This window comes from Parasphingomonas puruogangriensis (genome assembly GCF_036663635.1).
In the GTDB taxonomy this organism is placed as follows: domain Bacteria; phylum Pseudomonadota; class Alphaproteobacteria; order Sphingomonadales; family Sphingomonadaceae; genus Sphingomonas.
The window spans coordinates 236,199-251,200 of record NZ_JAXOJI010000001.1; the positions used below are offsets into that span (position 1 = coordinate 236,199).

Consider the following 15,002-nt stretch of genomic DNA (forward strand, 5'->3'; position numbering starts at 1 on the left):
GATGGCTTCCCGTATCGCCTGGCTGAGGCAGGGGCAATCGTTGGTCGTCGCAAGTGCCGGCGCTCACCGCTTGTGGGCGTGACGGATGCATCATAGCATCGGCCATCCACCACAAAGGACACCCCGCTGCCCGCCATCCTGATCGTCGATAGCGATCCGATCATGCTCGATCTGCTGCAGCGTCAATTCCAGGCGCGCGCCAGCACGATCTGGGTCGCGCCCGATGCGGCGCAGGCGATCGCGGTAATCAAGCGGGAAAGCCACGCCTGCGCGGGCCTGATCACCGCGATCGAGCTCGCCGGAGCGCGCAATGGCTGGGAGCTGGGGCGGCTGGCGCGGGAACTGCACCCCGGCATCGCGATCGGCTATATGTCGGCCGGGGGGCATCGGGACTGGGTCGCCTATGGCGTGCCCGATAGCGTGCTGGTCAACAGGACGATCGATGTCGCCGAGATCGCTGCGGCGTTCCTGACCTTCTGCGAAGCGTCGCGCCACGCCTCGGATCATGATGGCCGTGTCCATTACGAGCGCAACAATCTCCACGCGCTGCTGATGCAGGCGCCGGGTTTCATCGCCTTTCTGGAAGGTGCGGACCATCGCTACACCTTCGCCAACGCCGCCTATCGCCAGCTCGTCGAGCGCGACGTGGTCGGTGAGCGGGTCGTGGACGCGTTTCCCGAAGTGGTGGGGCAGGGGTTCGTCGATATCCTCGATCGTATCTTTGCCTCGGGCGAACCGTTCGTCGGCAAGGGTATCACGATCGATTTCCACCTTCACGACGGCACGGTGAAGGAAGCGCTGATCGATCTGAATTACTATGCGATGCGCGATTCCGCGGGCGATATTACCGGCATCTTCGTGTCGGGCGAGGATGCCACCGAGCATCACCGGGCGCAGGCCCGCATCGCCGTGCTGCAGAACGAACTGATCCATGTGTCGCGCGTCAACGCGATGGGCATGATGGCCTCGACGATCGCGCACGAACTGAACCAGCCGCTGACGATGATCGCCAATTACATGGCCGTGGCCAAAACCATCGTGGAACGGCAATCGCCCGATCCGCTGGCCATCCAAGCGTTGCAGGGCGCCGCCGATGCCGCATTGCGCGCCGGCGACATCATCCGCAACCTAAAGGCGATGACCGCGCGGCGCGACGCGTTGCGCGAGCCAGTGGCGCTGGAGGCGACCTTGCGCGAGGCCGCCGCTTTGGCCAGCCTGGGGCAGTTCGACGTGCGCATCGGGTTCGACCTGTTCGGTGATGCGACGGTGCTCGGCGACAAGGTGCAGATCCAGCAGGTGTTGATGAACCTGTTGCAGAACGCGCTGGAGGCGGCCGACCGGCGGCCGCTGGTCGTGACGATCGCGACGGTCGATCGCGGGCCGTTCGTGGAGATCGCCGTCAGCGACGACGGGCCGGGGATCGATCCGGCAGTGCTGGCGAGCTTGTTCGACTCGTTCGTCACCACCAAGGCCGAGGGGACCGGTATTGGCCTGTCGATCTGCAAGGCGATCGTCGAGGCGCATGGCGGACGGATCGCGGTCGCCAATGGCCCCATGGGCGGCGCGCGGTTCAGCTTCACCCTGCCGCAGGTCCGCTCGGCGCCGCCTCCGCCCCCACCTTTGGCCGTGGTGCGGTAAAGGACGACCAGCTAGTCGGTGCGGATGCCGTGCGCGTCGAACCAGGCGCGGACCGGCTCCAGCGCTTGGGCGTGCGTCTTCCACCGCGCCACCGCATCGGCATTCATCGGGCGGCGCACCTGCGCTGCGCTCGGCGTCGCCACAGCGGCGGTGTTTTCGTGGAACGACAGACAGGCGTCCGACCAATCGAGCCGGCAATGCGCAAGCAGTCGCCGCGTCTGCGCCTCCTGGTCGGCGACCAAAGCTTCGTAATCGAGTTCCAGAATGCGGCCAGGAAACTGCCGACGCCATAACGCCATCAGGGCATCGAACCGCGCATAATAGCGCGCCGTATCCATCAGCTCGTTGGCGTAGAAATAATAGGCCGAGGTGGAAGCGAACAGATTCTTGAAGTTGCTCCACACCGTGTCCATCGGATGGCGGCGGAGGCAGACGATCGTGGCCTGCGGCAAGGCCCGCGCGATATGGCCGGCATAGAGAAAATTGGCCGGCAATTTGTCGACGAAGCGCGTCGTACCAGGCGGCACATGGTGCGCCGCTCGCGCCATATAGGCCGCGCCGATCGCGTGCGGATCGAGCAGCTGGCCGGCAGCGACCGTTTCGGGATCGATGATCAGCCGCGAACGGGTATCGGCGAGTTGCTTGACCGCCAGCGGCATGGCCTGAAGTTCGCCGGCCGAGACCATGGCGGGATGCGACGACAGGATGCGATCGACCAGCGTCGTGCCGGTGCGCGGCATGCCGATGACGAAAATCGGTGCCGGGCCGTCTAGGCCGGGGCCCGGGGCGGCAGCGGGATCGGCGAAGGCGGCTTCGATCGCGTCGAAGATCGCCGCATCGGTGGAGAAATTATAGCCGAGCTCGGCTTTTCGGGCGCCGTTGGCCGTCGCGAGATGATCGAACGCCGCAGCGGCATTGCCGATATCCTCCTGTTCCTTGGCCAGCGCATAATGCAGCCGCAGCCGGTCGCCCGGCTCGGCCGCCGCGGCCAGCGCGGTTTCGAGCCGGCTTACGTGATTGTCGGCCGGCGTCTGCTTCGACAGGATCGACAGCGCGTAATGCGTGCGGGCGTTGCCGGGGTCCCGCGCCAGGATCGCCTCGTAATGCGCGCGCGCGTCGGCGATCCGCCCGGTAAAGCCACTCGCGGCGGCCAGATTGTAGCGGAAGTCGAGATTGTTCGGTTCCAGCGCGACCGCGGCGGTGAACGGCGCCAGCGAGGCGGCGTGGTTGCCCAGCCGTGCTTCGACGCAGCCGATCGTGTCGAGGCTGAGCGCGTCGCTGGGTTCGAGCGCCATGGCGCGGCGCGCCGCGTCCGCCGCATCGCCATCGCGCCGCAACAGGATCAGCAGCCGGGCATATTGCGCGAGATGCTCGGCCTGGGGGCCACGCGCCACCGCCGCCTCGACCAGCGGCAAGGCGCGCGCCACCCGCCCAGCTGCCGCCTCGATCATGCCGAGCAGGAACCATCCGGTCGGGGATTCCGGCGCCTGTCGCGTCAGTACCTGCGCAGCTTCGGCCGCGGCCTGATAATCGTGCCGACCAAGTGCGGTCCGCGCGCGCGCTTCGAACGACATCAGGCGACTGCGACCATAGGGCCGAACGGCGGCATGCTCGCCCAGCAACAGTGGACGGACCCTGCGCCATATCGCGCGGCGCTTGTCGCGGCGCGGTGCACGGCAGCTGGCAATTGGCGCATCAACCTTCACTCCCGCCCAATCATGCCGCATTGCGGTACCCGGGGGGCTACGTCAAATGGCGCATGTTCGATCAGTGCGGCAGGAGGCGCGCGCGCCGGTACGCGGCGTTTTTACGGAAAAGGTCGCACCGCTTTTGCTCCGCTTGTGGAGCAAAATGCAGGCTCGTGCGTCGCATGATCTCGATCATTCCGCCGCCGGACGCCACCTGTTACGCGCCACCGAGTAGGAGCAACGATTTGAATAATTGCGCGACCGGCGTGGCCGGGCTTGATGAGATTTTGGCCGGCGGACTGTCCCATGGCCGCCTGTTCCTGCTGGAGGGCAGCCCCGGTGCCGGCAAAACGACGATCGCCACCCAGTTCTTGATGAACGGCGCCGACGCCGGCGAGCGCGTGCTGTATATCACGCTGTCCGAAACGGAGGAGGAATTGCGCGATGGCGCCGCCTCTCACGGTTGGACCTTCGCGCCGTCTTTCGAGGTGTTCGAACTGGTGCCGCCGGAAAGCCTGCTCGACGAGGAGCAGCAGCAGAGCCTGCTCTATTCCTCGGACCTCGAGCTTGGCGAGACCACCAAGCGCATCTTCGAGGCGTTCGAGCGGGTCAAGCCGACCCGCGTGGTGCTCGACAGCCTGTCCGAGATCCGCCTGCTCGCGCAAAGCTCGCTGCGCTATCGCCGGCAGATCCTGGCGTTGAAGCACTATTTCTCGCGCCAGAACGCGACCGTGCTGATGCTCGACGATCTCACTGCCGACGTTCTCGACAAGACCGTGCATAGCGTGGCGCATGCGGTGATCCGGCTTGAAGAATTGTCGCCCAATTACGGCGCCGAGCGGCGGCGGTTACGCGTGCTCAAATATCGCGGGCGAAAATATCGTGGCGGCTATCACGACTTCGTGATCGATACCGGCGGTATCCGGGTCTTTCCGCGGCTCGTATCCGCCGACTATCGCACCGATTTTTCACGCGAGACCGTGGCGATCGAGAATGTGGCGCTTAACGGGCTGATCGGCGGCGGGTTCGAGCGCGGGTCGAGCACGCTGGTGCTGGGGCCGGCCGGCACCGGCAAGTCGCTGTTGATGCTGAGCTTCGTCAAGGCGGCCGTCGCGCGCGGTGAGCGCGCGGCGATGTTCGTGTTCGACGAGGAGATTGGGCTGCTCTTCGCGCGCGCCAAGAAGCTAGATATCGACCTGCAGCCGATGGTCGATGCCGGCCAGCTGGTGATCGAGCAGATCGATGCGGCGGAGCTCGCGCCGGGCGAATTCTCCGAACGCGTGCGCAATTGCGTCGAGAAATATGAAGCGCGCACGGTGGTGATCGACAGTCTCAACGGGTATCAGGCGGCGATGCCGGAGGAGCAGGCGCTGATCCTGCACATGCACGAATTGCTGCAATATCTGAACCGGCAGGGCGTGATGACCTTCCTGACCGTGGCGCAGCACGGCTTGGTCGGTGACATGAAATCGCCGGTCGATGTGACATATCTGGCTGACACCGTTATCCTGCTACGGTATTTCGAGGCGATGGGACGGGTCCGAAGGGCGATTTCGGTCGTTAAGAAGCGCACCGGTTACCATGAGGATACGATCCGCGAGTTCATGATCGGCAGCAATGGCATCACCGTGGGTGAGCCGTTGACGGCCTTTCAGGGGGTGTTGCGGGGCGTGCCGCAATTGGTCGGAAACGAGACGATTTTGTTGGAATGATGCAGGTTTGATGAGCCGTTGAATCGTACATTTGCCGAGGGGGCGATCGTGCTGGCGCCGCGCGGGCGCGATGCCGCGATTGCGCAGAGCATGCTGAGGGAAGGCGGACTGGAGGCAAGCACGGCTGACAGTTTGACGGAACTCGTTGCGGCATTGCGCGGTGGTGCCGGCTTTGCAGTGATCACCGAAGAAGCGCTGCGCGGCGGCGACGTGCGCGATCTCGCCCGGTTCGTGGCGGAACAGGCCGAATGGTCCGATCTGCCGTTCATCGTGTTGACCGAACGCGGCGGTGGCCTGGAGCGCAATCCCGGCGCGGTGCGGTTGCTCGACACCTTGGGTAACCTCACCTTTCTCGAACGACCCTTTCACCCCACGACCTTGCTGTCGCTGGCGCGATCGGCGCGACGCGCGCGGCTCCGCCAGTATGAGGCGCGCCGGCGGCTGGAGGATATCCATGAGGGGCAAGAGCGGCTGAAGCTGGCGCTGGCGGCCGGAGGGCTCGGCGCGTGGCGGATCGACTTGGCGCCGATGACGCTTATTGCCGAGGATAACACCAAGGCGCATTTCGGGCGGCGCGCCGGCGAGAATTTCGACTATGCCGACCTGCTGGCAAGCATCCACCCCGACGATCGCGAGATGGTATTGGCGGCAGCCCAACGCTCGGTCGAGGCCGGCGAGGATTATGCAACCGATTATCGCGTGATCTGGCCTGACGGCACGCTGCACTGGATTCAGACCAGCGGGCGACCCGAGACCGATCTGGAAGGCCGTGCCCTCCGGCTCGTCGGCGTGTCGCACGAGATCACCGAACGGCGGCTGGCGGAGGCGCGGCAAAAAGCGCTGCTCACGCTTAGCGATTGGTTGCGCGAGGCTGGGGACCCGGCCGAAATGTCGTATCGTGCGGCCGAAATTCTCGGCACGACGCTCGGTGTCAGCCGCGCCGGTTATGGCACGATCGATCCGGTGCGCGAGACCATCACGGTCGAGCGCGACTGGAATATGCCAGGGGTCACCAGCCTGGCCGGAACGCTGCAGTTCCGCGACTACGGATCGTATATCGAAGATCTGAAACGGGGCGACACCGCGGCGATCGCCGATGTCCGGCTCGACCCCCGCACGGCGGACAATGCGGCGGCGTTGGAGGCGATCACGGCGCGCTCCTTCATCAACATGCCGGTGGTCGAAAACGGCGCGTTCGTCGCTCTGCTGTATCTTAACCATGAGGGGCCGCGGCAATGGCCGGCGGAGGATCTCGCCTTCATCCGCGATGTCGCGGATCGCACGCGCACCGCGGTCGAGCGGCGCAAGGCCGAGCAGGCGCTTGCTGACCTCGCCGAGACGCTCGAGCGGCAGGTCGAGCAGCGCACCCGCGAGCGCGATCGTACCTGGCAGAACACCCAGGACCTGCTTGCCATCGTCGCGCCGGACGGCACTTTCGTGGCGGTCAACCCGGCCTGGACCCGCGTGCTGGGCTGGGCGCCGCAGGATATTATCGGCCAGCCGCACGCCGTGTTCAGCCACCCCGATGACGCGCAAGGCAGCGCCGCGGCGCACGCGGCGGCACTTGCCGGACCGCTGAAACATTACGAGCATCGCCTGCGGCACAAGGACGGGTCGTATCGCTGGGTGTCATGGGTGGCGACCACCGACGGCGAACGCATCTATGCCAGCGGCCGCCACATCACCGCGGAGCGCGAGGCGCGCGAGGCGCTGGAACAGACGCAGGACCAATTGCGCCAGGCGCAGAAGATGGAGGCAGTCGGCCAGTTGACGGGCGGGCTGGCGCACGATTTCAACAATCTGCTGACCGCGATCTCCGGTAGTCTCGAGCTGATCCAGACGCGCATCCGCCAGGGCCAGACCGACAGCGTCGATCGCTACGTCAATATGGCGCAGCAGGCAGCCAAGCGCGCTGCGGCGCTGACCCACCGGCTGCTGGCTTTCTCGCGCCGCCAGACGCTCGATCCCCGGCCCACCGCGATCAACCGGCTGATCGCCAGCCTGGACGATCTGCTGCGCCGCTCGGTCGGTCCGGGAGTCGAGATCGAGATCGTCGGCGCGGGCGGGCTGTGGACGACCTTGATCGATCCCAACCAGCTCGAGAATGCGCTGCTCAATCTGTGCATCAATGCCCGCGACGCGATGCCGGAGGGCGGGCGCATCACGATCGAGACGGCCAACAAATGGCTCGACGCGACCGCGGCGAAGGATCGCGATCTGCCGCCCGGCCAATATGTCTCGCTGTGCGTCACCGATACCGGCACGGGGATGAGCGCCGAGACGATCGAGCGCGCGTTCGATCCGTTCTACACCACCAAGCCGCTCGGCGAGGGCACCGGGCTCGGCCTGTCGATGATCTACGGCTTCGTGCGGCAATCGGGCGGGCAGGTGCGGATCTATTCCGAACTCGGCCAGGGCACGACGATGTGCCTCTATCTGCCGCGCTCGCACGACGAAGCCGATGCCGAGCCGGCGGCGGAGACGCCCGTCGAGCCGGACGGTGCCCCGTCCGACAAGACCGTGCTGGTGGTGGATGACGAACCGGCCGTGCGCATGCTGGTGACCGATATCCTGGCCGATCTGGGCTATACCGCGCTGGAGGCGGGGGACGGGCCCGCCGGCCTCGCCATCCTGGCAACGGATCAGCGCGTCGACCTGCTGATCAGCGATGTCGGGCTGCCCAAGGGCATGAACGGGCGACAGTTCGCCGATGCCGCGCGAGTCGGCCGGCCCGACCTGACCGTGCTGTTCATCACCGGCTATGCCGAGAATGCGGTGGTCGGCAACGGGCATCTCGATCCCGGCATGCATGTCCTGACCAAGCCGTTCGGCATGGATGTGCTGGCGGCGCGCATTCGCGAGCTGATCGCCGGCTAAGCGGGCCTCAGAGCGGCTCAGCGACCGCTTTGCCCGGCGCGATCTCGTCGACCCGCGCGGCCAGGTCGATCATGTCGCGGTGCAGCCGGCCGGCGGCGAAGGCCAGCCCGAACACCCGGCCCGACGCTTCGAAATCGAGCGTCGCCGCCGCCGCGCTGCGGCGGAACGTATCGAGCGCCACGCCGAACGTGCGGTAGCACGTCTCGCTATCGCCGCGATCGACCCGCGTGCCGGCGATCAGCGCGGTCGCACAGCGCTCGACCAAGGCGGCTTGGGCGGTCAGCATCGTCGCTGCCGGTTCGGCCAGTGCGGTCATCGCCGGGGCGGGCAAAGGCTCGTCGAGCGCCCGCCCGATCAGCACGAGATCGTTGCGCACGCGCCATAATGTCCGCGGCACCGATTCCGGAATGCGGTGATCGGCCAGCCGCGAGGCGCGTTCACGCTCGGCATCGAGCATCGCCGCTTCGACCGCACCCAAGGCCTGGCGCAGCGCGGCATGGTCGGGCGAGGACGGCAAGGCGACCTTGTCCCGCAAGGCCGTCGCCTGCGCCCCGAGCATGCGCTGGATATGGCCGAGCACGGCGACGGTGCGCGCGATGACCATGCCATGCGATCGCGCCGGCAGGATCAGCATCGCCGCGAGCACGCCGATCACGCCGCCAATGCCGATCTCGAAGATGCGATCGCGGACGAACTCCTGCACCGATGCGCCGGGCGGCGCGCTGAGCAGCATGATCGCTGCGGTCACCGGCGCGACGCGCAGCCGCGGCCACAGCGCCGCCACGAGCGTGGCGAGGCCAGTGACGGTGACCAACACCAGCCCGAGACCGATCGTATCGGTGCGCTCGAACGCCGCGCCGATGCCCCCCAAAGCGGCACCGAGCAGCGTGCCGAGCAGTCGATCGGTCGCCGCGCTGAGCGTGCCGCCGATCGATGCCTGCATCACGATCAACACGGTAAACACCGCCCAATAGCCCTCGTGCAGCGCGAGCGCCTTATACGCCGCGAATGCCGCGGTCGTGGCGACGATCACGCGCAGCGTCTGGCGCAATGCGCCGACATTGGGGGCGATCAGGGCGCCGATGCGGGGAAGGAGCGGCACGAAATATCTTCCTTCCGGCGTAAGGCGTTGCAGGCGACAGAGGCTGGCAGTTTCCAGGCAGGTAGGCCAGTTCGGCCCCTGCCGCCAGATAGCGATCAAGGGCATTTTTGATTACTCGCGCAATGCACGCCGCCCGGCTATTCTGCGCACCAAGCAAGCCGGCGAGGGGACTTGCATCAGCGGGAGGGGGCGATGTCGACATCACATCACGGCGCCACGCGGCGATCCGACCGAGGCACGGCATGACCGCGCGGATGCTGGAGGGGATCCGCATCGTCGATCTGACGACCATCGTGTTCGGTCCCTATGCCACGCAGATGCTCGCCGACATGGGCGCGGAGATCATCAAGGTCGAACCGCCGGCGGGCGACCAGACGCGGCAATTCGGTCGGGCCAAGGCGACGCGGCTGATGGGCCCGGTGCATGTGACGCTCAACCGCGGCAAGCAATCGATCGCGCTCGATCTGAAGGATGCGGAGGATGCCGCGACGATGCGCGCATTGCTCGCCACCGCGGATGTGTTCATTCACAACGTCCGTCTCGATGCGATCGAGCGGCTTGGATTCAGCGAGGCGGCGGTGCGGGCGCTCCGGCCTGATATCATCTACGTGCACTGCGTCGGCTTCGGCGCCGGTGGTCCCTATGCCGGCTTGCAGGCCTATGACGACGTGATCCAGGCAGCGACCGGCGCCGCGACCTTGCTGTCGCGGGCCGATGGCGATCCGCGCCCGCGCTACCTGCCGTCGCTGATCGCCGACAAGGTCGCCGGATTGTACGGCGCGCAAGCCGTGCTGGCCGCGATCGTCCACCGGTTGCGCAGCGGCGAGGGTCAGTTCGTCGAAGTGCCGATGTTCGAATGCTTCGCGCAGTTCATCCTGCAGGAGCATTTGTTCGGGGAAGTGTTCGATGATCCACGCGAACCCGCCGGGTATCCGCGCCAGGTCGATCCCCACCGCCAGCCGTTCCCGACCGCCGACGGGTATATCGCGATCGTGCCCTATACGCCGGACACGATCGTCAGGACCTTCGCCGTGCTCGACGCGCCCGAGATATTGGCGCAAACCCGCTTCGCCACGGTGACCGATCGGTTGCGCGGCATGAGCGCTTTATATGCCGAGATTGCCCAGCTGACCCCGCGCCGCACGACGGAAGACTGGGTGGGCCGGTTCGCTGCGGCGGGCGTGCCCTGCATGCCGGTACGTGATCTGCAGGACATGCGCCGTGATCCGCATCTGGCCGCGACCGGCTTCTTCCACCCGCGCGACCATCCGAGCGAGGGCGGCTATGTCGAGATGCGCTTGCCGATCCGCTTCGGCGCGGCGCCACCGCCGGATCTCGCCCCGGCGCCGGTGCTCGACCAACATGGCGACATGCTGCGGGGCGCAGTGCGCGGGGTCTAAGTCGGGACCGTGCGTGCCGCTTTCGCTACAGCGGCAGGCCGACATAGTTTTCGGCGATCGCGGTCTGCATCGCCGTCGAGCCGGCGAGATAATCCAGCTCGGCGATCTGCATGCGCCGCTCGAACGGCCCGTCTTCCGGAAAGCGGTGCATCAATTTGGTCAGCGACCAGCTGAACCGTTCGGCTTTCCAGATCCGCGACAACGCGCGGGCCTCATAGTCGAGCAACGCCTGCTCCTCGCCCGAGGCGAAATGCGCGATCAGCGCTTGCGACAGATACAGGACGTCCGATGCGGCGAGGTTGAGCCCCTTGGCGCCGGTCGGCGGCACGATATGCGCGGCATCGCCGGCCAGGAACAGCCGGCCGTGGCGCATCGTTTCGAACACGTAGGAGCGCAGCGGCGCGATCGACATTTCCAGCGCCGGCCCGCGTACCACCTGGTGCTGCGAGATCGGATCGAAGCGCAGCGCCAGCTCGTCCCACAATCGGTCCTCCGGCCAGTCCTCGATCTTCTCGGTGAGCGGCACCTGGATATAATAGCGGCTGCGCGTGCTCGACCGCATCGAGGCGAGCGCAAAGCCGCGGTCGCTGTTCGAATAGATCAGTTCGTCGTGGCAGGGCGGCACATCGGCGAGGATGCCGAGCCAGCCGAACGGATATTCGCGCTCGAACTCGCGTACCTTGGCCGCCGGGATGCTCTTGCGCGAGGGGCCATGGAAGCCGTCGCAGCCGGCGATGAAATCCGCCTGCAGGCGATGCTCGATGCCGTCCTTGCTATATGTGACCGACGGCGCGTCGCTTTCCAGATCGTGCAGCGCCAGGTCTTTCGCCTCATAGACGATGTCCAGTCCACGCTCCGGCGCCGCCGACATCAGATCGCGCGTCACTTCGGTCTGACCATAGACCGTAACGTGCTTGCCGGTGAGCTTGCGGATGTCGATGCGGATCAGGCGTTCGCCATCGGCGAGGTTGAAGCCTTGTTCGATCAGCCCCTCGGCATTCATGCGCTGGTCGATGCCGAGCTGGCGCATCAGATCGGTGGTGACGGTTTCCAGCACGCCGGCACGGATCCGGCCCAGGACGTACGCCGGCGTCTGGCGTTCGACGATGACGCAGTCGATGCCGCTGGCGCGCAGCAGGTGACCGAGAAGGAGGCCGGACGGGCCCGCGCCGATGATAGCAACCTGCGTCTTGTTTGGGCTTTTCATGCCAGCCGCTCCGCCGTCACCCCAGCGAAAGCTGGGGTCTCATGGGGGAGGGCGGGGCCGGAGCCGAATGAGATCCCAACTTTCGCTGGGATGACAAGTAGCGATAGGCTCATGCCTGCAGCTGCTTCTCGAGCGCGTCGAGCACGCGGTAGCAGGGGAGGACCTGCCCGACCGCGCTGTTCGGCTCGCGACCCTCGCGGATGGCGGCAATGAACTCGCGGTCCTGCAGCTCGATGCCGTTCATCGATACCGCGACCTTGGAGACGTCGATCTGCTCGTCCTTGCCGGTGAACAGATCGTCATAGCGCGCAAGATAGGTCGCGGTGTCGCCGATATAGCGGAAGAAGGTGCCGAGCGGCCCGTCATTGTTGAAGCTGAGCGATAGCGTGCAGATCGCGCCGCTTTCCGCCTTCAGCTGGATCGACATGTCCATGGCGATGCCAAGTTCGGGATGGATCGGCCCCTCGATGGCATTGGCTTTGACGATCGGCCCGGCCTGATAGGCGAACAGATCGACCGTATGCGCGGCGTGGTGCCACAGCAGGTGATCGGTCCAGGAACGCGCCTCGCCCTTGGCATTCATGTTCTGGCGGCGGAAGAAATAGGTCTGCACATCCATTTGCTGGATATCGAATTCGCCGCGCGCGATGCGATCGTGGATGAACTGATGGCTGGGATTGAAGCGCCGCGTGTGGCCGACCATGCAGGTCAGGCCGGTGTCCTGCTGCTTGGCCAGCACCGCCTCGGCATCGGCCAGGCTGTCGGCCAGCGGAATCTCGACCTGGACGTGCTTGCCGGCGTCAAGACACTGGATCGCCTGCGCGGCGTGCATCTGCGTCGGGGTGCACAGGATCACCGCGTCGACATCGTCGCGCGCAAGCGTCTCGGCGAGATCGGTTGTGGCATGGCCGATGCCGTATTTGGCGGCGATCGCCTGGGTCGGTTCGAGCCGGCGGCCGATCAGGCTGGTGACCTCGACGCCGTCGATCAGCTTGAGGCCGTCGAGATGCTTTTCGCCGAACGCGCCGGCGCCGGCTAGGGCGATTTTCATGGGCTACTCCATTCTCAAATTGCGTCACCCCAGCGCAAGCTGGGGTCTAGTGGTTCGGGGCGCCCGACCTGCCGCTGGAGGCCCCAGCTTTCGCTGGGGTGACGGCATGAGGCGGGGTTAATCAGTCGACCGGCTCGAGCACGATATGCCCCACCGCAGTATTGCTCGCCGGGACATGATAATGCCGGTGCAGCTCCCGCGTCGTCCTGCCCAGGCTGCCGCGCATGATCAGCCACATGACCATCTCGATTCCCTCCGAGCCGGTCTCGCGCAGATATTCGATATGCGGGATGCGGCGCAGCGCGTCGCTGTCGCCGACCAGCCCGTCGAGGAACATCGTGTCCCATGCACGATTGATCAGCCCGGCGCGGGGGCCCTGCAACTGGTGGCTCATCCCGCCGGTTCCCCACACCTGCACGTTCACGTCCTCATCGAAACTCGCTACCGCGCGGGCGATCGCCTCGCCCAGCGCCCAGCAACGGTTGCCCGAGGGCGGCGGATAGGTGACGACGTTCACGGCGATCGGAATGACCTTGCACGGCCAGGCCGCGGGCTGACCGAACATCATCGATAAGGGCACGGTAAGGCCGTGATCGACGTCCATTTCATTGATGATGGTCATGTCGAATTCGTCCAGGATCAGGCTCTGCGCGATATGCCAGGCGAGATCGGGATGCCCCATCACGGTCGGTACTTTACGCGGGCCCCAGCCTTCGCCGGCCGGCTGGAACTCCTCGGCGCAACCAATCGCAAAGGTCGGGATGATCTTCATGTCGAACGCCGAGGCATGGTCGTTATAGACCAATATGACGACATCGGGCTTTTCGCGCTGTTCCCACTCGCGGGTCCAGTTGAACCCCGCAAAAGCCGGTTGCCAATAGGCCTCGGCGGTCTTGTCGAGATCGACCGCGACGCCGAGCGCAGGAATGTGGCTGCAGGCCACGCCGGCGGTGATGCGCGCCATTATTTGTCCTCCATCTGGGAAACGTCGGTCGCCGCGATCACGTCTTCCGCCGCGCCGCTCGCTTTGGCCTGGTTGGCCTTGATCGAGCGTACCCCCTCCGGTGAGCGGCCGCCGGCGATCATCATCGCGGAATAGTCCTCGACGCTCATCCCACTCATCGTGCTGACGGCCTGCAGGAAAGAGAGGCCATCGGTGCTGAACACCTTGGCAAGGAAATAGATGTTGCCGCCCAGATCGAGCAGCCGATTGTAATCGCGGTCGAGCACCGCCTGGCGTTGCTCGTCGGTCAGCTTCCACTCGGCCAGATAGGCGCGCTCGTCCGCTTTCCAGCGCTCGCGATTGTCGGGCTTCATCAGGCTCATGGCGAACTGGTTGAGCTGATAGCCCTGCCGTGCCCGCTTGGCCGTGTAGACGCGGGTGCCGGGAATATCGTCGAACTCGGCGAGATAGGCGTGGATGTCGCGCGGGCTGGTCATGCGGTATCTCCCCAATAGAGGCGCATCGGATTGTCGATCAGCAGCTTGCGCTGCAGCTCTGCGGTCGGCGCGATGCGCGGGATGATGTTCACCAGCGCGCCATCGTCGGGCATATGGCCGACCATGTTGAGATTGGGGTGTGGCCAATCGGTGCCCCACAGCACGCGATCCGGATAGGTTTCCACGACCTTGCGGGCAAACGGCACGAAGTCGTCATAGCTCGGCGGGCCGGACTTGGAGAGCCGCTCGGGGCAGGTCACCTTGGACCAGACATTGTCGCGGTCCATGAACTCGAGGAAGCGGGCGAATTCGGGACCGTTAGCCGACTTGGTCACGTCCGGGCGGCCCATATGATCGACCACCACGGTCGTCGGGAGCGAGGTGAAGAACTCCCATTTTTCTTCGAGATCGGCGGCTTCGAAATAGACCACGATATGCCAGCCGAAGGCGGCGATCTTGTCGATGATGCCACGATAATAAGCGTCGGGCTTGGGATCGACGAGGCGCTTGACGTAATTGAAGCGGACGCCGCGCACGCCAGCCGCGTGCATTGCAGCGAGTTCGTCGTCGGAAATGTCTGCCTTCACCGTGGCGACGCCGCGCGCCTTGCCGCCCGAATTGACCAAGGCATCGACCATCGCGCGATTATCGGTGCCGTGGCACGTCGCCTGCACGACGACGTTGCGCGAAAAGCCGAGATGATCGCGCAACGCGTAGAGCTTGGCCTTGCCCGCGTCGCACGGCGTGTATTTGCGCTCCGGCGCGTAGGGGAATTCGTTGCCCGGGCCGAACACGTGACAGTGCGCATCGACCGCGCCGGGCGGCGGGGTAAAAACCGGCTTCGAGGGCGCGGGATCGAAGCACAGCCAGTCGGCGTCCATCTGGAA

General features: G+C 65.7%; 11 protein-coding genes. 4 read left to right on the forward strand and 7 right to left on the reverse strand.

Annotation, left to right across the window (positions count from 1 at the left end; genetic code table 11):
* The first annotated feature begins 162 nt into the window (after positions 1 to 162).
* Positions 163 to 1,638, forward strand: a complete 1,476-nt coding sequence (locus U1739_RS01235; RefSeq protein WP_332703186.1) for a hybrid sensor histidine kinase/response regulator — start codon at positions 163 to 165, stop codon at positions 1,636 to 1,638.
* 11 nt (positions 1,639 to 1,649) lie between these two features.
* Here the strand turns inward: U1739_RS01235 and U1739_RS01240 are convergent, their stop codons facing one another.
* Entirely contained in the window at positions 1,650 to 3,212 is a 1,563-nt protein-coding gene (locus tag U1739_RS01240) for a sulfotransferase family protein (RefSeq protein WP_443025497.1), read from the reverse strand.
* A 380-nt stretch (positions 3,213 to 3,592) separates the two neighbouring features.
* On the opposite strand from U1739_RS01240, the gene U1739_RS01245 reads away from it, so the two are divergent.
* On the forward strand, positions 3,593 to 5,038 hold the full coding sequence (locus U1739_RS01245; RefSeq protein WP_332704816.1) for an ATPase domain-containing protein: 1,446 nt from the start codon (positions 3,593 to 3,595) through the stop codon (positions 5,036 to 5,038).
* Between the two features lie 18 nt (positions 5,039 to 5,056).
* Positions 5,057 to 7,915, forward strand: a complete 2,859-nt coding sequence (locus U1739_RS01250) for a PAS domain-containing protein (RefSeq protein ID WP_332703190.1) — start codon at positions 5,057 to 5,059, stop codon at positions 7,913 to 7,915.
* Positions 7,916 to 7,922: 7 nt separating this feature from the next.
* On the opposite strand, the gene U1739_RS01255 is transcribed toward U1739_RS01250, so the two are convergent.
* Positions 7,923 to 9,017: an FUSC family protein gene (locus U1739_RS01255; RefSeq protein WP_332703192.1), complete on the reverse strand. Its 1,095-nt coding sequence runs from the start codon at positions 9,015 to 9,017 to the stop codon at positions 7,923 to 7,925.
* 242 nt (positions 9,018 to 9,259) lie between these two features.
* On the opposite strand from U1739_RS01255, the gene U1739_RS01260 reads away from it, so the two are divergent.
* Positions 9,260 to 10,417 (forward strand): CaiB/BaiF CoA transferase family protein, encoded by a 1,158-nt coding sequence (locus U1739_RS01260; protein WP_332703194.1) that lies wholly within the window; start codon positions 9,260 to 9,262, stop codon positions 10,415 to 10,417.
* 25 nt (positions 10,418 to 10,442) lie between these two features.
* Here U1739_RS01260 and pobA read toward each other — a convergent pair whose 3' ends face one another.
* From pobA to U1739_RS01285, 5 genes are all read right to left on the reverse strand, one after another.
* A complete protein-coding gene (pobA, locus tag U1739_RS01265) occupies positions 10,443 to 11,624 on the reverse strand; it encodes a 4-hydroxybenzoate 3-monooxygenase (RefSeq protein WP_332703196.1) in 1,182 nt (393 codons plus the stop codon).
* Between the two features lie 109 nt (positions 11,625 to 11,733).
* The gene (locus U1739_RS01270; protein WP_332703198.1) at positions 11,734 to 12,675 is read right to left on the reverse strand and encodes a Gfo/Idh/MocA family oxidoreductase; all 942 of its coding nucleotides are present in this window, start codon (positions 12,673 to 12,675) and stop codon (positions 11,734 to 11,736) included.
* Between the two features lie 121 nt (positions 12,676 to 12,796).
* Positions 12,797 to 13,639, reverse strand: coding sequence for a class III extradiol dioxygenase subunit beta (locus U1739_RS01275; protein ID WP_332703200.1), 843 nt, complete (start codon positions 13,637 to 13,639; stop codon positions 12,797 to 12,799).
* The gene (gene ligA / locus U1739_RS01280) at positions 13,639 to 14,115 is read right to left on the reverse strand and encodes a protocatechuate 4,5-dioxygenase subunit alpha (protein WP_332703202.1); all 477 of its coding nucleotides are present in this window, start codon (positions 14,113 to 14,115) and stop codon (positions 13,639 to 13,641) included. Before ligA ends, U1739_RS01275 begins: the two co-directional genes overlap by 1 nt.
* Positions 14,112 to 14,996, reverse strand: coding sequence for an amidohydrolase family protein (locus U1739_RS01285; protein WP_332704818.1), 885 nt, complete (start codon positions 14,994 to 14,996; stop codon positions 14,112 to 14,114). The genes ligA and U1739_RS01285 overlap by 4 nt, the downstream gene beginning before the upstream one ends.
* Positions 14,997 to 15,002: the final 6 nt, after the last annotated feature.